This is a genomic window from Mesorhizobium sp. M0854 (genome assembly GCF_040319815.1).
Taxonomy (GTDB): domain Bacteria; phylum Pseudomonadota; class Alphaproteobacteria; order Rhizobiales; family Rhizobiaceae; genus Mesorhizobium.
In genome coordinates this window covers 1-19,923 of sequence record NZ_JAMYOL010000049.1, presented here as the reverse complement: position 1 = coordinate 19,923, position 19,923 = coordinate 1, and the positions used below count along the sequence as shown (strand labels likewise).

Sequence of the window (19,923 nt, the reverse complement as noted above, 5' to 3'; positions counted from 1 at the left end):
ATCATCGACCCTTGCGACGCGCTCGACATCGAACAGGCCACGGAGGCGATCGCGGACTACAACGGGCCGGTCTACATGCGGCTTTTGCGCGGCAAGGTTCCTGTCGTGCTCGACGAAGACGACTATACATTTGAAATCGGCAAGGCACGCCTGTTGCGCGAGGGCGCGGACGTATTGTTCATTTCAAGCGGCCTGATGACCATGCGCGCGCTGGAGGCGGCGAAGGCGCTTGAAGCCGACAGGATCGGCTGCGCCGTTCTGCACGTTCCGACGATCAAGCCTCTGGACACGGAGACGATACTTGCCGCGGCGCGCCGTCCGGGACGGCTAATGATAGTGACCGAGAACCACACCATCATCGGTGGGCTGGGCGAAGGCGTTGCCGCGCTGCTGATGCGCGAGAGAGTGACCCCAGTCTTTCGGCAGATCGCCCTGCCCGACGAGTTCCTCGACGCTGGCGCGCTGCCGACGCTTCACGATCGCTACGGGATCTCAACTTCCGAGCTCGTGCGCCGCGTCCGCATTTGGAGCGAATGAGAAGTAAGAGCTCTCCCCATGCAACAGTTGAGCCATCGACTTGAACTGTGAGCTGGCTAACCCCGCCGCGGTTGTCGCGCTCGTCACAGCATTGTGGACTAAGGACCTGGGCTTCCCTGATGCCTGTCAATCGGGCACATCCTGCGCGGCACTGATTGAGCACCGGCCTCCTGTTCAGATGCGGCTGGACGAGCTGTCTTCCAGTGGTAAGGAGAGAACTTCCTAGGATCTTGAACACACATCGAGGGCATTCGAGGACTTGGTGTCAGGCCCCCTGGTGCCGGTCTCCCGCGAGTTCGACGTAAGCAAGTTTCGGGATGTTGGCTCGTCTGTCCTTCGCGGCATATGGACCGGCGCCCGGCTCGCCTGTTCTCGGAACGGGTGTCAGGGCACCGGTTTGGTCGAAGGTTGGTGGCGCGAAGCGAAAGAAGCTGGCCGCAACTACCTCGCCCGCCAGCAGGGCGACGCCGTCCTGGCCGCCGCCGGCTACAACTTCTCGCTCCTGCTCCGGTAGCGGAAGGCTCTTTTGGGGCTACTCATCGCCGCCCTCAAAACCAGCCGAAGGAGCTCGAAGCCTGACGGCCGATTACGGACATCTGCTGTTCGAGCAGGCAATCCCGAGCGACAACGGTGTCGTTGACGAACTGCGGCCTCATTTCGAGTCCGCCCATCTCGACGAACGGGAAGTGTATCATCGTACATCAGGATCGACTTCCATCCTGCGCCAACGGGCCCAGACTCCGGTATCATGCAGAGGTGGAAAGCTCATCTTCGATCTGGCTCGCGATCCGGCTCGCGTTCGTGAGGTTTCCCTGCGCCACCGGTCGCCGGGCTGAAGCGTCAGGATATCGGCGAAGACGCGGCATTCTTGAGCGTCCAGCTTGGGCGCGAGCCAAAGAGTAAATTCGGATCGCAGCAATGTTACGATCGCAAGCGGTGACACTCGGTTCGTAGGCCCAACTTTGATCAATCGCGGCCGGGCGCCAATCTTTCACCGCACGCCCCCGAGCGCGCGCATGCAGTGCCTCCCAGCATTTGTCGGCCGGCGAGCAACGAATTTGCCCTGCAGTGGATGACATTTAGCTGGCCAATCTGCTTGCGGTGATCGATGCGGGGGCAGCATTGTTGGGGTTTGCACGAAATCCGCGTCGCACTGAGCCGGCATCAGCCGCCCCGATCTCGCCAAGCAACAAGGACAGGCCGCACCTAACCCAAGGCCACCGAAGCGGCACGGACGTTCAGTCGATGTTTACCATTCGCTATTATCTTTCGCGAAGCGGCAAGGTTCTGAGTACCGCGCAAGTCAAAGGGCCTGCTCCAGACAATGGGGCGGGCCTTTTTGCGTCACTTAGGAGAACGGACTCCAACGAATTGCCGGTTAGCTGAAAAATAGGCCCCAGGCTGTGAAACGTCGAACGTGGCCGGGTTGTTGGTGCATCCGCAATCGGTTGGAAGGCAGGCCCCATTCTCGCGATACTCTGCCAGCGTCAGGGCTGGGCCAGCGGTAGGTTAGGGCGTCACGACCCGCAACATGGCGGCGTCATAGACGAACGAAACACGATTTCGTCCATGTTGTTTCGCTTCAAAAAGGCACCGTCCGGCAGTGCGAAGGACGTCCTGAGCATCTGCATTGGGAGAAATTTCCGCGCCTCCAATGCTGACAGTCACTTTCACGCCATGAGAGCGCGTTTAATTAAGTTGGGGTCAATTCGTGGCAGCAGGGTTCGTGCTATGAAGAGGGGACCGGTTCCCAACCGCGGCGAGGCACTTGCCTTCATCTAGTGCCAGTCTCAAAGAACTGGAGGCACTGCGCGGCGGGTCTCGTGTATTGTCGCGTCGACTGACCGGTGCGCTTGATGCGCATGGTGGATGCGGTGGCTTCACCTGGGTGACCGCGAGCCCCATCGATGTTTCCTGGCCCAGGGAACCAAAACCTTTAACCAGTGCGAAGAAAAGGCATGACGTCGGCGCGAAAAAACAGCCGGACGGTCACTCCCTCCGCCAGATGCCGTTGATTTCATTAAACCTTTTGTCGGCATCTTCTTGCGGCCCCAATTTCGGCCCTAACGGACAGACTCGTCAGTGAGTCGTGGGGCTCGGGAACAGGAACTTGTACCCTTCCTTGAGAATCCACCGGGCGCGGGCGAGATGAGTTTCCCAGGCTCGGTGCGCCCGCTTCGGTTCCTTCTCGGGATCGATATGCAGCACAGTCCTGGCAACCACGCGCCAATCCTCGTCGTCATAGGCGGCGTCCAGCAGCCACATATACATGGCGACGCGTTTATTGTCGTATGGGGTGAGGTAGGGCTCGCTTGGCGCTTCGTCCGCGACCTCGGGATCCGGAAGCGGGCTGACCACTACGCCGCCTTCTTCGGGTCGCCGATGACGCGCGCCGGCAGATACGCTGGAGCCGGGGGCGGCAGCAAAAAATTGTTGTCAGCTGCAGTGCTCATGCGCGCAATATACATTGCGAATAGTGCCCATTCAACGCTGCGATCAAGATGGACGCGGCACGAGTCTTGCACGGCGCTCAACACGGCGAAGACCAAAGAAAACCGCGTGCGCTCCCTCGGCCATATCAATCGATTTTATCCGACGTGTCACATCCGCGTGATCTAGCGACACCTAATGAAAGCGGCTAAGGGGGACCGTGGTTTGGGGAAAAATTCTTATGAGCAGCCAAAAAGACGCAGAGCGTATCCGTGCCGAAATGTCGATCGCACAGGCGATTTACGACGCCATTTGCGAGATGAACGGATCTTCGTACAGGCAAGACAAAGTACCTTTGCGGTGGGATACTTCGTCAGGCACACCGTTGAGCCTGATGAGTATTGACGGCTTTTTCGAGGGAACTGGCCCGGCGGATAGCGTCGAAGATCGACACGCCTGCGCTCATCAGTCTCAAAAGCCACACCGCGCAGCCGTCGAAAAAGATTGACTTCCACTAGGGTAGATTTGCCATCGCCGTGAAAAGGTTGCTCGAGATCACGTCGAGGATGGCATCCACCTGGCCCGTGGCGCGGTTGTCGCGCTGGTCGACGCCATCCGCGCCTGCGAGGTCGGTGACGCTTGCGCCGACCCAAGCACGCGCGCATTCTGCCCCGAACCAAAAACTGGGGAGGGCCGAATGTTCGAAATCGGAAGAGATTACCGCATCACCATGATTGTAGCGGTTCCGGGCGACTGGAGCGACGAAACTGGCGTCTGGACGGTCGCGGAAGTTGATGGGACGCTAGTGAAACTCACCAATCCCTACACCCCGGACACGATCATTAACACGGCGTCATGGCATTTCGTCCGCGCCGAGATTGTCTAGGCGCAACTTAGAAGTTGTCGAACAGCCCCGCCGCCATCATGCCGCCGATCAGGTCCTGTCCAAGATTGTTGGGGTGAGTTCCGTCTCCAGGACCCATCCAATGAACGTAGTTGAACTGGTTGATGATGAAGCGGCGGTACAGGTCGACCACTGGCACCCTGTTTAGGGCGCAGACCTCAAGCATGGCGTTGGCGTAGTCGATCAGCTGGCTTCCGGCTCCTCCCGCAGTGCCGTCCAGCGTCCGCCATATCGGCGTCGTGAAGATGAGCTTCAGGTTCGGCCGGGCGGTCATGATCGTCTGGATGCCGTAGTTGATGGCTCCCTTGAAGGTCGCCCCGGTTATGTCCGCATTGGTGCCGATGGGGCACGTCGGGCCGGCGCCGGTGAAGTCGTTGGTGCCGAACGAGGGGATCAGGTAATCCAGCAGGCTGTAATCCACCGATGCCATGCGCGCTGCAATCGCTGGAAAGATGCCTCCGATGACCGTTGCTGCGGCTATCCGTTGGGAAAAATCACCGGAGGCAATGGCATCGGCCAGCCGGTAAAACGAGAACTTGTCACAGTTCGCAGCATGGTTGGCCATGCGGGTGCCGCCGCCGCCGCAGTTGGTGATCGTCATGCCGGTGCGCTGGGCAATCTTGGCGGTCGGCGTGATGCCCGGCCAGATGACACTTTCGATGATGCTATCGCCGAAGTGCGCACCGATCTTGCCGGCGAACTGCGAGGCCGGCACGGAGGCAACGTCCTTGGCCAGTTTGTCAAACCGGCCATGGTTATCGATCAGCCGGCCCGGTGCCTTCTGGATGGCCCAGCCGGGAAGGTAGGCATCCGCGGCCAAGGCCCCTGTCGGAAGGATGCGGAGCTGGTGATTAAGGCCGTAGGTAACGTCGTTCTGGGTGACCACGATGGGCAGCGAAATATACGTCAGGCCATTGACCGTTTTGGTTATCTGAGCGGTCTGGGTCACCCCGGACGACACCGGAATGTAGTGGATGAACTGGATGGACTGGGCACTCCCCGCCATGAAGGCGAAGATACACCAGACAGTTTCTCCCACCGTCAACCCTGCTTCGGCTACGGGCGTCTTGATGTCGTGCAGCGTGGCCGGCCGGCAGCTTGATGGCCTTGGTGCCGAAGGGCGAGCCTGCCGGCGCGTTGACCAGAATAGGAGGAAACCCGCCAGCCGATGCTCCGATCAGGGGGTTGCCAGCATAGTCGTTGGTGACGCCGCTGGCCGCAATGCGGAAGAACGGGTCGATGTTAAGCTTCGGGTGCGCATCCTCCGCCACCATGGCCGCAGATTGGAGAGCCCCGCCGATGTAGGTCAGGCGTGACTTGGCCTTCTGGACAGCCCAGCCGAGCACGAACAGGCATTCGCACCGACGCCGGCAGCGATGTTGAGCCGAACCAGCAGGCTCGTGCCAAACGTGACATCGTTCTGGGTCGGCGTGACGGTCAGCCCAACGCTCACACTGCCGGGTTGACCGTGTTGCTCTCGTTGTGCGCCACCCCGGATGACACCGTGATGCTGCCGATGATCTGAAGGCTTTGTGCGGCGATCAGATCAACGATGATTTCAACGGGTTCACCAACCCGCAGGCCGAGGTCGGCAGCGGACACTTTGAGGTCCAAAAGCGTCGCCCCGACCGACAGAGACAAGGCGCCACGCCTGTCGTTCAATTTTGGCGAGGTGATATTCGGAAACGGCTTCGTGTCGGCGAGGGTGCGGCATCCCGCAGAATAGGAATATATTCCGCATGCCGTCAAGCACATAGACTTCGTCCTGCCCTCAGCGCCTGCTCGCCGCGGGCATTTTGGGGGGAAGCATGAATCAAGTTACGTGCGTTTGTAGCCATCAGCGTTTTGTCGGGCTGCGCTACTCGCCCAGCCGACATCAAGCCCATGCTGGTTTCGTCCAGCGTATACGCGGGCAAGTCCTGCAGCCAGTTGGAAGCCGAACTTTACCGAACGAGTTCCGACCTCGCGCCGATAATGGCCGTACAAGACAGAACCGCCCGCCGTGACGTGGACGGCGTGTTTTGGCTTGGCTTGCCGGTTGGCAGCATGATGCGACAACACGACATCAAGGTACGTGAAGCCAAGACCGGCGAGCTGAAGGGCAACATGAACGCGATCAACGCAGCCCGACGAAAGGGCGGCTGTGTTGCAGTCTGTAAGCCGTTCCAACGTTAAAAATTGTCGGGTTGCTCCCCGCCCTCGCGACTGCGGAGTGGTCGTTTCATCGATTGACTCGCGTAATGCACCGGCAGTTAATCTCCCCGCCAGGGCAAAAGAGGGGCTATGAAACTGGGAGCAAACGATGACTGTCCAAAAAGAAGACTATCGAACCAACAGAGCCGACTACGCCATAGCTGCGATGCATAGCCGAGCGACCGCTGAGGGCGATCGTGACGATTTGTTGACGAGGAAAAAGTCCCTGTGGGTAACAGATCGGCGATCTGCAAAATTGGCTGCAAACCCGTCCGAAAGCTCGCCAGAACCCAAGGCAAAAGCGCCGCTAAGTGAATCGGACGCCAGCCACTTTCTTACCGCCGCGTACTTCGTTCGCATGGTTCGATTATATTAGATTTATCTAAAATACCAACCAGCCAGTCGAGCATTCCCGAACGCTCGCTGGTCAGGCCCAGCGGCCGCCCCCTAACCCAAGCTGCTGGGCCGCCCGCTAAGGAAGTGCGTTGTATCACTGATACGGTCGTCGGTGACCGCCTCCGTACCGCGGCCGTGATCGCAACCACGTCACCGATGCCAACGCCCCGCATCGTACCACTCAAACGAATGGCCTGGATGCGTTTAGTATCCATTCTCGGGAGACCCACGCATGGGTGTCGCTTGGGAGACAAGTGACTCCCCTTTAAAGGCATCGAGATGCTACGAGCGCCGAAAAGTCAGTTCCTTAGACCTAAACATCGGGCGATTTGCCAGCGGGTTGTCGACCAGATAACCGCCGACGCTAAATGGTACAGCACTTCGATAGACGGTCAGATTCTGGCCTCGACCACGCTGAATCTCTTTCAATCAGGGGTCGTAAACGAAACGAATTTGCTGGCACATGTTCGCGCGCGGCGCCACGACTTCACTAAACTGACAGGCTAGCTCCACCCGGGCGGAAACAGCGCGTTTCAGCAAATCGTGAATTGACCTGCATCCATGGAAGCCGGTTGGCGGCACGGCAGTTGGCTGAAGATCAAGAGCTACATGGTGGAAGAATATGACTTGCTCGGCGGGTGGACCGGCCGCTGCGATATTTGCTGTCGCGGCGGCCAACACACCCAAGTGGCCGGCTGCTGTCATGCGACCACAGAGCCGCCACGTCAGCCAGCCCAAGATGGCCAATAGGACGAACGACCTTGTAATATCGCTTCATTCGTCCTCCCGAGCGCCGCGCTTCTTTTCCACAAGCGTTTCGGCTCGTGGAGCAATGACTTGTCGAAAGATCCGCGCGCAAACTGTTCATACCGGCTCTTGCCGGTGCTGCCGGAGGTACCGAGCAGCACCGCGAGATCGGGATGCAGGACTTCCCGGCTTCCGCGCGGCAGCGCCAGCGGGCGTCTACGCGTCTGCAGATGATTTCGGGCGAATAGTCGGCGACGAAGTCGTCCAGAGCCGATGCGTTGCAGGGCGGGATCAATGCGACGGCGTGCCTGCCGTGCATGGCTGCCAGATAGGAGATGACCGCGTGTTCCGTCGGCTCGGCTGCTACCGCGACCAGCTTTTTCTCCGGTCCGAACTCGGCTGCCACCGCTGTGACACGTAGCGCAAGATCGCGGTAGGTGATCGGCGTGCGGCCGGGAAAGATCAGCGCCGGACGATCGCCGTGTTCGTCCAAGCGTCGGGTTAACCCCATTCCCCTGATCTCCGTCAATCTGAAAGGCTTATTGCACCCATCAGTGCAGGCGGGGACGCCGCTATCACGTTTGTTGACTGATTGCATCAACTTTCACGGATGTGTTCGCGCGCGAGCGGAGGCATTGGTTGCGACCATGCCCATGTCATCGAGGAACTTTGGCACGAGGCCGGCCAACAGCGGGAGCCCGCGATTCTCTTGGCACGTTGGCAACGCTTGGAGCCGAACACACCTTGCAGCAGCGCCGGCACATCCACATCGGCATCGAGCTGCGGCCAGTGCAGGCCAAGGCCGGTCGGGCTAATCCCGCTCTCGGTGGACAAGGCTCAGAAGAGCCGACATGGGATGAATCGGTTTGTCGAGGGCGAGGATCGCCGGCAAGCGACACTCTTTCCCGAGTGCCTAGACGTTTAGGTGATGCAGGACAATCCGGTCCGACTCATCGAAGTCTTCATCGAGAACTCGACCTCGGCGCCGTCGGCTTTGCCGGGTCGTGCTGGAAGCGACCAGCGGCCTGCCTATCATCCGAGGCCGATCCTGCGAAGCCAGTTCCTGCGCCGTCTGTGTGGAGACCCGCTCCGGGGCACAAGCCGCGCGAACTCCCTTCTCCTTTCCGTCAATATATCGCCGTGCCGCTCTTCGCGGCGAACGGCTGCTCGACGCTAAAGCCGAACGGCGTGCTCGAACCTGGGCATAGCCAACCGATATCGCGCGGCTTCATTTTTTAGTCACTGCGCAGGATTTTTGCTTCGAGCGCGGCTGCGACGAAAGCTCTTCGTGCAGCTGATGGATGAGCCTCGCCACGCAATACTTGCCGACAGGCGTCCATCGGTATCTTCCGTTTCTCGGTCCGACGACTAAGATCACGGAGCAAGATAGCGGCCGCGTCATTGACGTCGAACACGATACGCTCCGATCTGTGACGGCTAACCTTAGCAACCATTGGCCGCTCAAATCTGCTCAAGCCGATCATCTCTCCGCCTCCTCTACGGCAACAGGCCTCGGTCGCACTTCTTTGCCAGCCGAATGGTTCCGCTGCATCTTCGTCGCTGGACTTGGCACTAGCCTAGCGACCGAGTGCAGTGGGTCTGGTTATGATGGGGGTTGCGCGAGATCTGCCGTTTTGCTGTTGATTTTGAGAAGCTTTTGCTTTCGGCGAACTGTGAAATCTCGACACAGTGCCCTCCTTGGCGTGCTACCCGCGCCAGCCTCGCACATTTCGCGTATGCCTACACTTTCACTTTTCCACTGCCCGACTTGCAGGCAGCGAGCCACTGCATCGCGGAGGTTGCATCTTCCAATATAGCGGCCCGTTTCGCAAAGCCGAAAAAGGCATTGCGCGCTGCGCTTACAGGTATTCGCTCGTCGTATGCATCATAGCACGCCTTGAGGGCGGCTTCGTGGATCAAGTCTCTGCGGTTTCCTGGCCACTCGTTGAGGAAATCGATGGCGTCGGCCAGGCTGGCAATCTCTTGCACGATGTACGTTGCACGCTTAACGAAAACTGGGCTGCGGAAAGCATCAGGGTTCATTCGTTCCTCCCGACCTGCTGAATACCTACTTTGCGTGATGAGCCGCCTCATCGACATCCGCCGAGCATTGCAGAATGTGTTGTCAGAGCGATGACGGTTTAAGAGGAAGGCAGCGGGTCGTTGTCCTCTGGTGCAGTCTTCGGAGGGGAGCTTGAGAGTCACGGTTTGGCAGCCCATCACCTCGGGCCATTGGGCAAAGATCTGCACGCTGACTCGAGCGTGGCTTGGCAGTCTATTTGGGCGCTCACATGCCAATGCGGCTTCGCACCCGCGATCGGTCAAAGTTCTCCTGTTGGTTGGTCGCTATTCCCTGAAGGAAGCCTCGACATTACCGACACGAGCGCGGGCGGTCGGCAGACCGCCGGTCGGTGGTACTCCGCATGCAGCGCCGTCGCCTTCTCCGAGAAACGTCCTCTGTGGATGGCTCCCGCGATGCAAGAGGTAATTGGACGTTACGGCGCGTTGGGCGGGTGCAGTCTTCTGTCCGGCCTGTTGATGCAGCCATCCGAGACTGCTGGCCCTGATGGGACCGGCGAACTGGATCTCAATCTGCCTATCAGGCTATGGTGCTCGGACATTCGACGGGTTGTCCCTGTTCCCGGCCTGACCAGTCTCGCCATCACATCGCGTCGCTCTCACAACCTACTGGTAGCCGATCGATCGGCCCGCCTGTTCTCTGTCCTAAAATTTATCTTCTTCGCAACCTTACACCGCAAGGTTCGCGGCATGACGAGCTTGAGGTCTCGCGCGTACCATGATCGCCCAGACCACACGGGCCATCTTGTTCGCCATGGCCACACTCGCCAAGCGCACGGGTTTCCTGGCGAGCAACGCGACAAGCCGAGGATCCGCTGCCGCCCCTCGAGTTTTGCGAAGGTGTCGGCCCGAGCCAGGCGGGGAACTCCCGACCCGTGCGGGTGCGACGGCAGTCGGCCACGAAGCGACGGGCAATATCCTCGTTCGACACTGCCAAGTCGGCTTCCCGAAACAGCCATTCCTTCAGTTCGCGCGCACCGCCCGGAGAAAGTACGAAGCTGTACAGCGTCCGCAACTACGGCAAGGTGCTCGTGCCGCGCGCGCGTAGTCAACGAGATCGTCGGTATGTAGGCCAAGCTGCATCGGGGCGAGGCTTAGAGACCGCGCCGAGGTCGTTCGGGCCGCTCTGCGAGCCGGAAGCCGCCTCGCCCTTCGACTTTTCATTTGCGACAGGCCCTGATGAATTGCCAAGCCGGGCTGCAGCGGGAAACCTGTCAGGATAACAGGATCACAGCGTTCGGTTGCATGCCCGGCAGTCGGACTCATTGTCGGCCTTCTGACAATGTTGGGTATGAAACACTGCACTATCAAAGCGATCGTGTTGTCTAAAAATGGTTTTCTGGATTGGCACGGCATTTGCTTTGCTGAATCACAAATACCTACGGCACGAACCTGCAGGAGTTCCTCCATGAACAGCCTCAGGCAGTCGCTACAGCAAGATCTGTGCATGCGAATCCGCCCTCCGGTTGCAATCGGAATGGGCCGAGCTTGTAACCAAACACTCCCCCTACTGCATGTGGGGACGCCAAAATCTCGCGACGCGGGCCACGACTGGACAAAAAGCCGCTCGATCGTCCCGCCGCTTAATGAAGTCCAGTGGTGGGACATCGATGAGCGCCTCGCGGAAGGCCGGACAGTTCCGCGATACCAACGTTATAGGGACGGCCTAATCTGTTTTGACTCGTTCTGCACAGTAGGATGGGTGGCTAGCACAAAGGATACTTGAACGTGGACGTTTTCGAACGTGCTTCAATACCTGCGAGGAGGTCACTGACCTCATCCTTCTCGGCCGACCTGGCCGTACTGGGTGCCGCATTCGTTTGGGGCGCGAGCTATCCGGTCGCGAAAAGCGCACTATTCTATGCGCCGGTTTTGATCCTCATTCTTTATCGTTTCCTGATTACCACGATCTTTATGGCAGTGGTGGCAAGACATGAGATCGCGTCGATCTCTTGGGGCGATTGCATCCGTGGCCTCGTATTGGGGACAATACTTTTTTCAATTTTTATTGCTGAAACTTACGGTGTTGCATCAACAAGCGCAATGAATGCGGCCTTGATCATTTCGCTTTGTGTAATTTTCACGCCGATCATTGACTATGGGCTATCGGGGCGACTTCCACCTCCGGGCATATTGGCAAGTGCCGCCATATCCTGCATCGGTGTCGGCCTTCTCACTGGCGGGATCGGCAAGTTCAGTCCGGGTGACGCGCTTGTGCTGGGGGCTGCGATTCTGCGAGCAATTATGGTCGTTTCCACCAAACGCCTTCTGGCCGGCCGGCAGATTTCGTCTGCGGCACTGACGGCCATCCAGGGATCGGCGGTGGCAACACTCACTTTCGTTTTAGCCGTGGGTCAATTCGGAATCTACGGCCTTATTGTGAAGGCCCCCCTTCAGTTTTGGGGCGCCGTCGCCTTCCTTTCACTCTTCTGCACGATCGCTGCATTCTACATTCAAAACGCCGCGGTCAGAAAATCCACGCCGACACGGGTTGGCTTGCTGATGGGAACAGAACCCTTTTTTGGTTTCGTCCTCGCGCACCTTCTCCTGACAGAATCTTTGACCGCAACGGGCTTGATAGGTGCCGGCCTCATCCTCGCCGGAACCTTTTCCGGCATCTTTTTTGAGAGCAGGACCTGACAAATGAACCCCGTCTCAACTTCGATCAAACCATCTACCGGCGGCATTTTGAGTTTCGAAGATCTGGAGGCTTTTCGGGACCGAAACGCACCAGTTGCAACCATGTTCAGCGGCGGTCTCGACAGCACCTACCTTCTCTACAAGCTGCAAAGCCTTGGCTTTTCGAATATTGAAGCTGTCGCGGTGGATGTCGGAACTTCCATCGATAAGCCTTTGCTGGAACAGACGGCAGCCAGGTTCGGCGCGCGCTTTGTCTGTCTCGAAGGGCGGGAAGCTTTTGTCGAACAAGGCGTGAAACCTGCCATTCGGGCCCACGCCAAGTACCTTGGTAACTATCCGTTAAGCAGTTCCTTGAGCCGTCCCGTAATCGCCTCGTTGATTGTTGATCATGCAACATCAATCGGCTCACGGCTGCTTCTTCATACAGCAAGTCTTTCGCAGAATAGTCTTCCGCGCCTTAACAATAGCATCAAGCGCTCGGGATTTTCCGGCAACTTCGGCAGTCCGTATGAATGCTCGGTGATTTCCCGGCAGCAGAAGGCCGCCGCCCTCTCTAAGTTCGGACTGACTTTTGTGACGGACCGCACCTGGAGCGGAGACGAAAACCTCTGGTGCCGGGAATTCGAGTCTGGACCTTTGGATGATCCCGAGAACTTTTCTATCCCGGAAGAGGCATTTGATTGGACGCGCAACACTGCCGCAGAGCAGCCGGTAGAGATCAAACTCGGGTTTATCGACGGAAATCTCGTGTCAATTGATGACCGTGATGTTGCACTGATCGACACAATCCCGCTCCTGAATAAAACAGTTGGCAAATTCGGACACGGCCGCTTTGTCGGGCTCGAACACATCTCAACCGGTGAAAAGGTTCTCGAAGTCCGCGAGGCCCCCGCAGCGGCCATCATCATGGACGCGCTGCGGCACCTCGAAACCGCTTCCCTTGGCGTCGGATCAATCGTGTTGAAGGAAGGGCTTGAGCAAGCCTGGTCCCAGGAGGCGGTTTCAGGTGAATGGGGCAGTACTATTCACAAGATGTGCGAACGGGCCATAGCGTCCGCGCTCGAGGGCGTCAGCGGGAGCGTCAGCTACATAGTCGATAATACGCGCTTTTTACCTCGGTCCATCATAGCCAGCACGCCGAAATACATTACGGACCGCCACCTTTGGGAACACCAAGCCGCGAGCCACCAAGCGTCCTTTAAAACTTCCCCCTCGCCAAATTACCAAGACGGGAGACACCCATGAAAAAGGTCGCACCCCAGGCGCTATGCAGCCTCAGTCAAGAATGCACTGATCATCTGGTCACGAATGGATGGTGGTTTTCCAGAGGTAAGCGCACCGAAGCCGGCTTCGGCATCGAAATTGATGCTGGCTGGAAGAACTTTGCTGACCACTGGAATCGATTGCTTCTCGATGAATACATGCGTGACGGCGGGACCTATCGCTACCGGCGCTATGGTGCGTTTGAATATGACGCAGTTGACGGAATTTTTCGGCTCCTGCCCCATGCCCCTTACGAGCAATCGAAAGCCATCAACCACTTGAATGGCGGCTTCAAGCGCTACTTCGAGCCCTTTGAACAATCGTTTATAGATCATCCTGTCTTAAACAAGATTCTGACAGGTTTCTGCAGAATTCTATGTCAAACCGCTGGACATGATCGTTGGGATATTAAGCTCCATCCCTACCGGATTGTTGCACGCGACGGTGTAAACGGCAAACCAGCACCCGAGGGCCTTCATCAGGACGGGGTGGATTTCATCGTTTCTTACATGATCGGGCGGGTTAACGTGACCGGCGGTATGAGCACGATTACTGATGCCTCAAAGCGGTTCCTCGGCGATGTCGAAATGAACCTTCCAACTGATTTTGTGATTTGCAACGATCGCAAGACGTTTCATGATGTATCATCGATCGTGACCGAAAATCCGAAAATGCCGTTCGCATATCGTGACGTCCTTGTCATCGCCTTCGAGAAACTATGAATCGAGTCTTGAACCTAAGCACGTTGCGACAAATAGCGAGATCGCTGTCCATACCTGTGGGAATGCTTGAGGCAGAGTCGGACATATCGGACGCCGCCTGATCAGTCGGATAATCTGCAAATGGGTGGAAGATCGCTCTTGTGATGTGTAGTTTGGGACTGATAGTCGAGGCTTGATTCCGTTGGACGCGAATGCCTTCTGGCGCATCACCGCCATGAGAATTCTCGTCCACTGTCCGAGTCAGGAACTGGACACGGGCTCGCCGAACAGGAAGTTGGAACGCTTCGTCATGCTGTCTTAGGCGATATAGCCGCCCGGAGTGCTGCGACACGTGCACGATAGCATTGGCTCGCGAGGATGGATTGCTAACGGCGAACCCATGCTGGTCGGCAAGGCGATACTGGCTGGAGCATCAACTCGGCCGACGAGAGTGGCCCCCCATCCTAGGCAGGATCGGCCGACATGGCCGGCATCGCGAGCCGCTCTGAAAGAGCACAGCGGGCATCCAGAGGCTGCCGGGTAAGTCGTTGCTGCCTTCTGGGAGTACGTTCTTTGGTTGGAAATTGCTTACAAGCTTCTGGAGAAAGACGAGACCCGCGTTTTGCGCGACACTCGTTTGCTAGAGAACTACAAGAAACTTAAGTTGCTGTTCGAAGCGAGGGTCGATGACGGGCTGGTCGCCTTCAACACCGCACCTGGCCTGATGAGCCTCGATCTCCAGCGCAGGCTCTTTCTTCTCGCCCTTTCCGAGCTCGGTGGCGAGGAGGCATGGAACGAAGTGCTGGAGATTACGGTGGATGTCGAGCGTAGCGTCACCATCGAACGATTCAACCGCCCCGATTGACGGACCCTCCGCGTTCGTTTCCTTCATCGGACTGCGAGAAGCCGCCGCTCGCACAACGAAAAAGCCCGCCGCGGGAGGAGGTGCGGCGGGCTTGATTTGGACGACAGCATTCGGGAGGAATAAATGCCGTCCCTGATCGCCGAGGTCGGGAGGAGGTGACCCGGACGAAACTTGATACCGACAACCTACTCCCTTCCACGCTCCCGAGAAGCATTAATTGTGCATAGCAGCATTGCGATCTGTGCACCGCACACCTAGACCTGAGAGGTGTGTTTGCCAGACCGGCAGCGCAGGCCGTGTGCTGCGCCGCAGCGATGCACATGTTCGAAACTGGCGGCATCAGCAGCCCGGTGACGTTACCTACTCCCGCCGCGCGCAGCATTGCAGCATCATGCTGCCAGATCGAGAAGCTTCTTGGCCTTGCCCTCCATCTCCAGGCGAACATCCTGATGCGGCTTGTTGCGCGCCACCCGTGTAATGCCCTGCACGAAGTCGAAAATCGAGGCGGGCGGGTGCCCTTCCTCCGAAAGCACGGCATCGATGATCTTCGTCGTCTCCGCCTTGGAGAAGCCGCGCTTGCGCAGGAAGCTTTGGCGATCTTCGTCGTCCCGAGCGACGACACGCTCCCGCGAAGCCTTGATGCCGTTGACGAACGGCATGGGCGAAGACTCCGCGAACTGGATCAGCGCTGGCTCGGCTTTCAGGGCAAAACGCGAGGCGGCATATTAGGAATGCCGGATAATGATTTCCTGGAAATCTTCGACGCCGTCGGCGATGCCGAGGGTGCGGGCTCCGACTTCGGAACTCAGCGGAGACGCATTCCACGCAGCCAATTCCGCCACCAAAAGGGCGGTGTCCCCGTTTACCGACGCGCATCTAAGTTCTCCGTTGTTCCCCAACACGATTATTGCTGTGCCTGTTACCTCAATCGACCGTTCTGCGATCGTGTGGCTGACGCTGCGGAAAAAACCGCAGGGTCGGTTCTGTTCGATGTTCGCGTCGACGGCGATAGCTGCGTTCAGCGGATGGCTGCGATTGGATATGGCGTTTAAATCCTAACGGGATTCAATAATCCCTGTGGGACGGCACGTCCTGTGTCCTGCAGCGCGTTGTTGAGCGCATGGCCCATATAGCGGATTGATGATGGTGAAGGCCTCGGGCTCTCCTCGGCTCCGGCACCGGCACGGAACGTGTCGGCCGGCACCGCAAAGGGCGTTCGGCCGGCCGGAGAGAGGTCGAGGCAGCAAGCATTCCCAGTGGGGAAGTCAGGCTGTTTGGCTGTCGCATCCACGAAAGGTCGCGCCACAGAAACTTGATTGCCAGTCAAATTTTGTTTTCTCGACGCTTCACGAATTAGCATTGGATGCTTCGCTGTTGGGCGTGAAGGAAGATAGGCTGGGGATGGCGCGGCCCGAGCGAACCCACAAAGCCTTCACACGATGCAGATAAGGCACGGGACCTCGTCGAAAGTGTCGACAGGCTGGCTGGCGTTGCTCATGACTGAGCGGAAATAGAGCACGGCAAGACGGTGGAGACCATCGCGCTCGACAGCAAGAACAATTCTCCAGAGGCGATCATCATTATCGATCCGGCGGTCGGGAGGCCTGGTCGGCTTAGCGGGGCTACGACGATGCGACATCCAACAGATATGCGGCATGACTCGGTCAAGGTCGGTGCTGGAATTGCCGCCCGAAAATGGAGTCTTGGCCCAGGAATCGAGCCGCCATCGCGGACGTTGCACCGAAGCAGAGCCGGCACTGTCTCAAGTCCGGATGGCGAAGTGCGCAGCCGATGAAAGCTGCGGCAGTTGGGGACGCGTACAAGCCGTATATGATGACGACATTCGGGGCGCCACGGAGGCGTTCCGCGTTCCTATCGCTCGAACCATGGCCATCGACGAATACGACAGGCCATCAGGTCCGTCGCGCCTTAGCGATAGATGAGTCGCAGCTTCGCCGTGCATAGCGTGATCGCGGAAGTTTGCATTTACGCGCTCCCGTCCGTTTCATTCTCCTCATCGATTTCGCGCACGGGCAGATAGGCGTTCGTTTCCAACCATTCCCGCAGCACGATCTGAATGAGGTCCGCCCGGCCGATTTCCATTTCGGCAGCAATGGCGTTGAGAGCGTCCTCGGTGGCCGGTTCCAGCGGCACGCCGGCGACGTTTCTGAGCATCAATGCCGCGCGGCGCAAGATGATCTGCAGATCCGCGCGCGAAACGTGTGTCGCTTGGCAGTTAATTAGTAAGCGCGAATTTCCCCGCACCTTTTACTGTTGAGTGCTCTGATGCATGAGGCGTCACCAAAATAGGTGGACACCTTGTGTGCGGTCGCCGTCAATGCCGATCACATCAAAGGAAACGGCCCGCCCATTGCCGCATGGAAGCGTGACAATGCTGCTCGACCTCCTACATGTTAATGCATCACGTAATATAGTAGCCAATCACCCACCCGGCCAGTTTGCTGCCTTTGCCCGGCCTTAACTACCCCCCTGAGGAGTGTCTCTCGACATTCCTCAGGGAACTCGACGCGAATGTCTGCAATATCCGCTAAGCGGGCAGAATTTCTGCGACAGCATTTGCTGAAACCCTACTTTACAACAGTGTGGCGCTTCCGGCCGAGCGAAAGCCGGATCGGGAGGTCTTGGGACGATATCATTGTATCAATCTCGACGACGTTGCCGTTGATCCGCACACCTCGTCCCGAGATCGCCCTTCGCGCTTCCCCTTTGGAGGAGGTCAATCCGGCGCGTACCAGCAAATCCACAAGGGCTAGTCCGGCCAAGCCCTCGGCGTCATTTAGATGAAGCGTCGGTAGCCCCTCTGCGGCTTCGCCCTGCCCAAATGCTTGGCTAGCCGTGGCCTCCGCCTGTTTGGCGGCGTTAGTTCCATGTGCCAGGGCGGTAGCTTCGTTGGCCAGACGTTCTTTGACGGCGTTTAGCTCGGTTCCTTCAGCCTGTCCAAATCGCTCGATCTCGTCCATCGGCAGATCGGTGAAAAGCTTCAGGAACCGAACGACATCAGCGTCTTCCGTGTTACGCCAGAATTGCCAGTAATCGTATGGCGAAAGGCGATCTTCGTTGAGCCACACAGCTCCGGCAGCCGTCTTACCCATCTTGACACCTGAAGAAGTCGTCAGAAGCGGCGTAGTCACTCCGAAGACTTCCTTTCCATCCGTCCGCCGTATCAAGTCGATGCCATTGATGATGTTCCCCCACTGGTCGGCTCCACCCATCTGCAGACGGCAACCGGTCCGGCGGGATAGCTCAAGGAAGTCGAACGCTTGGAGGATCATGTAGTTGAATTCTAAGAAGCTCAGGTTCTCCTGCTTTTCCAGCCGCGACTTCACACTGTCGAAAGAGAGGATCCGATTGACGGAGAAATGCCTGCCGACGTCTCTCAGCATGTCGATCCAACGAATGCTGTCCAGCCAGTCGGCATTGTTCACCATCACGGCATCCGTCGGGCCGTCTCCGAAGACAAGGAGACGGTCAAAGACCTTTCTGATCCCTTCAATGTTGGCGGCGATCCGCTCGTCCGTCAGCATCGGCCGCGCCTCCGAACGGAAGCTGGGATCGCCGATGCGGGTGGTCCCACCCCCAATGAGAACGATGGGTTTATGGCCAGTCTGCTGAAGATGACGAAGCGCCATGATCAGAAGAAGATGGCCGACATGAAGACTGTCAGCCGTCGCATCAAAACCAGCGTAAGCGGGTACGACGCCTGCTTCAAAGGCGGCATCGACACCCGGCAGGTCGGTCCCTTGATTTACATAGCCGCGCTCAATGAGCGTCTTCAAAGCCGCCGAATATGGTTTGGAAGTAAGCGCGAATTTCCCCGCACCTTTTGCTGTTGAGTGCTCTGATGCATGAGGTGTCCACCAAAATAGGTGGACACCTTGTGATGGAAGAAGATGAGCAGAAACTGCGGGTGAGGCTTGTCGGTCGGGACGGGCGACGCCGATACGACCCGGCATCGAAGGACCGTCTTGTCTCGGCCTGTCTTGAGCCTGGCGTGTCGGTATCGAGGCTTGCGCTCGAACATGGGGTCAATGCGAACCTTCTTCGGAAGTGGATAAAGAAGCGGGCGGAGACCCAGTCCCTCCCACAGCCCCCACCATCGGCGTTCATTCCGGTTCAGATTGAAAGCACTTCCGATCGGGCCTTGCTGCGACAGAGCAGCATGGCTGCGGTGGATTTGCTGGGGACTTGCGATGGGGCACGTAGGTCGGCATCGAAAAGGACAGCGCCTTTTTCCTCTCCAGCCAAGGTGAGCGCGTCGCTGCCGAACGGCGTGACGTTGACGCTGGAATGCGGTGATGTGGATGCGTTGACGGCGACCATCGGAGCACTGGGTCATGTTCAGACTGGGCGCTGACCTGAAAGTCTACCTGCACCGCGAGCCGATCGACTTTCGGGCCGGCATCAACAGCCTTGCGGTTCTGGTCCAAGAGACGATGGCGCTCGATCCGTTTGCTCCGGCGGTTTTTGCGTTCTGCAATCGCCGTCGCGACCGGATGAAGCTCCTGTTCTTCGATCGGTCGGGCTTTGTGCTGGTCCTGAAGCGGCTGACCGAGGACAAGTTCCGGTGGCCGCGCCGGGAGGCAGCGGTGGTCACGCTTACGACCGAGCAATTGCACTGGATCCTCGACGGCATCGACATCGATGCGATGGTCCGCCATCCGGTGCGGCAATATCAGGTTGCGGGTTGAGGGCTCTCGAATTGAGCGGTTGACGCGGCGGCATGCTTTCGATTCAAGAATCTGATGAATCGACCCGGCGAACCGACTGTTGAAGCGTTGATGGCGCGTATTGCTGCGCTGCAGGCGCAGAACCGTCAACTCACCGAACGCGTCGTCAAACTCGAGGAAGAGCTGGCGCTTGCACGACTGCATCGTTTTGCGCCGAAGAGTGAAAAGCACATTGACCGCCTCTTCAATGAAGCCGAACAGGCCGCGGATGAGGACGCCGCCGACAACGAAGATGGCGACGTCGTTGTCCTGCCGGACACGGGCTTGCCGGCGAGCGAAGGGGCGACAGGAAAGAAGCGCGGCCGCAAGGCCTTGCCGGAAAACCTGCCGCGCGAGCGCGTCGAGTATGACCTTCCCGACGATCAGAAGGCTTGTCCTTGCTGCCGTCATCAGATGCATCGCATGGGCGAGGCCGTTACC

General features: G+C 58.3%; 22 protein-coding genes and 2 pseudogenes. 12 read left to right on the top strand and 12 right to left on the bottom strand.

Going from position 1 to position 19,923, the window contains the following annotated elements:
• The coding region (locus NKH99_RS31505; protein WP_353017716.1) for a transketolase C-terminal domain-containing protein at positions 1–537 on the top strand (537 nt) is incomplete at its 5' end.
• Positions 538–1,085: 548 nt separating this feature from the next.
• Here NKH99_RS31505 and NKH99_RS31500 read toward each other — a convergent pair.
• Both NKH99_RS31500 and NKH99_RS31495 read right to left on the bottom strand, forming a co-directional pair.
• Positions 1,086–1,232 carry a hypothetical protein gene (locus NKH99_RS31500; protein WP_353017714.1) on the bottom strand — a complete coding sequence of 49 codons (147 nt, stop codon included), beginning with the start codon at positions 1,230–1,232 and terminating at the stop codon, positions 1,086–1,088.
• A 1,384-nt stretch (positions 1,233–2,616) separates the two neighbouring features.
• Complete coding sequence (locus tag NKH99_RS31495) at positions 2,617–2,895, bottom strand: hypothetical protein (RefSeq protein WP_023722441.1); 279 nt, start codon at positions 2,893–2,895, stop codon at positions 2,617–2,619.
• A 313-nt stretch (positions 2,896–3,208) separates the two neighbouring features.
• Here NKH99_RS31495 and NKH99_RS31490 point away from each other — a divergent pair, with 313 nt between their 5' ends.
• Together NKH99_RS31490 and NKH99_RS31485 are read left to right on the top strand one after the other, a co-directional pair.
• On the top strand, positions 3,209–3,475 hold the full coding sequence (locus tag NKH99_RS31490) for a hypothetical protein (RefSeq protein WP_353017713.1): 267 nt from the start codon (positions 3,209–3,211) through the stop codon (positions 3,473–3,475).
• 189 nt (positions 3,476–3,664) lie between these two features.
• Complete coding sequence (locus NKH99_RS31485; protein ID WP_023722438.1) at positions 3,665–3,853, top strand: hypothetical protein; 189 nt, start codon at positions 3,665–3,667, stop codon at positions 3,851–3,853.
• 7 nt (positions 3,854–3,860) lie between these two features.
• On the opposite strand, the gene NKH99_RS31480 is transcribed toward NKH99_RS31485, so the two are convergent.
• Complete coding sequence (locus NKH99_RS31480; protein ID WP_353017720.1) at positions 3,861–4,910, bottom strand: SGNH/GDSL hydrolase family protein; 1,050 nt, start codon at positions 4,908–4,910, stop codon at positions 3,861–3,863.
• A 410-nt stretch (positions 4,911–5,320) separates the two neighbouring features.
• A complete protein-coding gene (locus NKH99_RS31475; protein ID WP_353017711.1) occupies positions 5,321–5,533 on the bottom strand; it encodes a hypothetical protein in 213 nt (70 codons plus the stop codon).
• 222 nt (positions 5,534–5,755) lie between these two features.
• Here NKH99_RS31475 and NKH99_RS31470 point away from each other — a divergent pair, with 222 nt between their 5' ends.
• Positions 5,756–6,046, top strand: coding sequence for a hypothetical protein (locus tag NKH99_RS31470; RefSeq protein ID WP_352707951.1), 291 nt, complete (start codon positions 5,756–5,758; stop codon positions 6,044–6,046).
• Between the two features lie 1,012 nt (positions 6,047–7,058).
• Here NKH99_RS31470 and NKH99_RS31465 read toward each other — a convergent pair.
• The 5 genes and pseudogenes from NKH99_RS31465 to NKH99_RS31445 all read right to left on the bottom strand — a co-directional run.
• On the bottom strand, positions 7,059–7,700 hold the full coding sequence (locus NKH99_RS31465) for a hypothetical protein (protein ID WP_352509686.1): 642 nt from the start codon (positions 7,698–7,700) through the stop codon (positions 7,059–7,061).
• A 104-nt stretch (positions 7,701–7,804) separates the two neighbouring features.
• Positions 7,805–8,041, bottom strand: coding sequence for a DUF2442 domain-containing protein (locus NKH99_RS31460; RefSeq protein WP_352774745.1), 237 nt, complete (start codon positions 8,039–8,041; stop codon positions 7,805–7,807).
• A 401-nt stretch (positions 8,042–8,442) separates the two neighbouring features.
• Positions 8,443–8,661, bottom strand: coding sequence for a DUF982 domain-containing protein (locus tag NKH99_RS31455; RefSeq protein WP_352774784.1), 219 nt, complete (start codon positions 8,659–8,661; stop codon positions 8,443–8,445).
• A gap of 286 nt (positions 8,662–8,947) precedes the next feature.
• Positions 8,948–9,250, bottom strand: coding sequence for a DUF982 domain-containing protein (locus NKH99_RS31450; protein ID WP_352509682.1), 303 nt, complete (start codon positions 9,248–9,250; stop codon positions 8,948–8,950).
• Between the two features lie 705 nt (positions 9,251–9,955).
• Positions 9,956–10,108, bottom strand: a pseudogene (locus NKH99_RS31445) (IS110 family transposase); the annotation flags it as partial.
• Between the two features lie 906 nt (positions 10,109–11,014).
• Here NKH99_RS31445 and NKH99_RS31435 point away from each other — a divergent pair.
• The 4 genes from NKH99_RS31435 (at position 11,015) to NKH99_RS31420 (ending at position 14,755) form a co-directional block, all read left to right on the top strand.
• On the top strand, positions 11,015–11,926 hold the full coding sequence (locus NKH99_RS31435; protein WP_353017709.1) for a DMT family transporter: 912 nt from the start codon (positions 11,015–11,017) through the stop codon (positions 11,924–11,926).
• A 3-nt stretch (positions 11,927–11,929) separates the two neighbouring features.
• A complete protein-coding gene (locus NKH99_RS31430) occupies positions 11,930–13,171 on the top strand; it encodes an argininosuccinate synthase-related protein (protein WP_352830475.1) in 1,242 nt (413 codons plus the stop codon).
• Positions 13,168–13,911 carry a 2OG-Fe dioxygenase family protein gene (locus NKH99_RS31425; protein WP_353017707.1) on the top strand — a complete coding sequence of 248 codons (744 nt, stop codon included), beginning with the start codon at positions 13,168–13,170 and terminating at the stop codon, positions 13,909–13,911. Before NKH99_RS31430 ends, NKH99_RS31425 begins: the two co-directional genes overlap by 4 nt.
• Positions 13,912–14,467: 556 nt before the next feature.
• A complete protein-coding gene (locus NKH99_RS31420) occupies positions 14,468–14,755 on the top strand; it encodes a hypothetical protein (RefSeq protein ID WP_353017705.1) in 288 nt (95 codons plus the stop codon).
• 389 nt (positions 14,756–15,144) lie between these two features.
• Here NKH99_RS31420 and NKH99_RS31415 read toward each other — a convergent pair.
• Positions 15,145–15,558, bottom strand: a pseudogene (locus tag NKH99_RS31415) (hypothetical protein); the annotation flags it as partial.
• Between NKH99_RS31415 and NKH99_RS31410 the strand changes: the two are divergent.
• Entirely contained in the window at positions 15,487–15,807 is a 321-nt protein-coding gene (locus NKH99_RS31410) for a hypothetical protein (protein WP_353017722.1), read from the top strand. The pseudogene NKH99_RS31415 and the gene NKH99_RS31410 sit on opposite strands and share 72 nt — an antisense overlap.
• A gap of 934 nt (positions 15,808–16,741) precedes the next feature.
• Here the strand turns inward: NKH99_RS31410 and NKH99_RS31405 are convergent.
• Both NKH99_RS31405 and tyrS read right to left on the bottom strand, forming a co-directional pair.
• Positions 16,742–17,020: a hypothetical protein gene (locus tag NKH99_RS31405; protein WP_352451797.1), complete on the bottom strand. Its 279-nt coding sequence runs from the start codon at positions 17,018–17,020 to the stop codon at positions 16,742–16,744.
• A gap of 323 nt (positions 17,021–17,343) precedes the next feature.
• Positions 17,344–18,552, bottom strand: coding sequence for a tyrosine--tRNA ligase (gene tyrS, locus NKH99_RS31400; RefSeq protein WP_353017703.1), 1,209 nt, complete (start codon positions 18,550–18,552; stop codon positions 17,344–17,346).
• 104 nt (positions 18,553–18,656) lie between these two features.
• Between tyrS and tnpA the strand changes: the two genes are divergently transcribed.
• From tnpA to NKH99_RS31385, 3 genes are all read left to right on the top strand, one after another.
• The gene (gene tnpA / locus NKH99_RS31395; RefSeq protein ID WP_353017718.1) at positions 18,657–19,130 is read left to right on the top strand and encodes an IS66-like element accessory protein TnpA; all 474 of its coding nucleotides are present in this window, start codon (positions 18,657–18,659) and stop codon (positions 19,128–19,130) included.
• Positions 19,111–19,464: an IS66 family insertion sequence element accessory protein TnpB gene (gene tnpB, locus NKH99_RS31390; protein WP_014761846.1), complete on the top strand. Its 354-nt coding sequence runs from the start codon at positions 19,111–19,113 to the stop codon at positions 19,462–19,464. The genes tnpA and tnpB overlap by 20 nt, the downstream gene beginning before the upstream one ends.
• 54 nt (positions 19,465–19,518) lie before the next feature.
• The coding region (locus NKH99_RS31385) for an IS66 family transposase (protein WP_502900134.1) at positions 19,519–19,923 on the top strand (405 nt) is incomplete at its 3' end.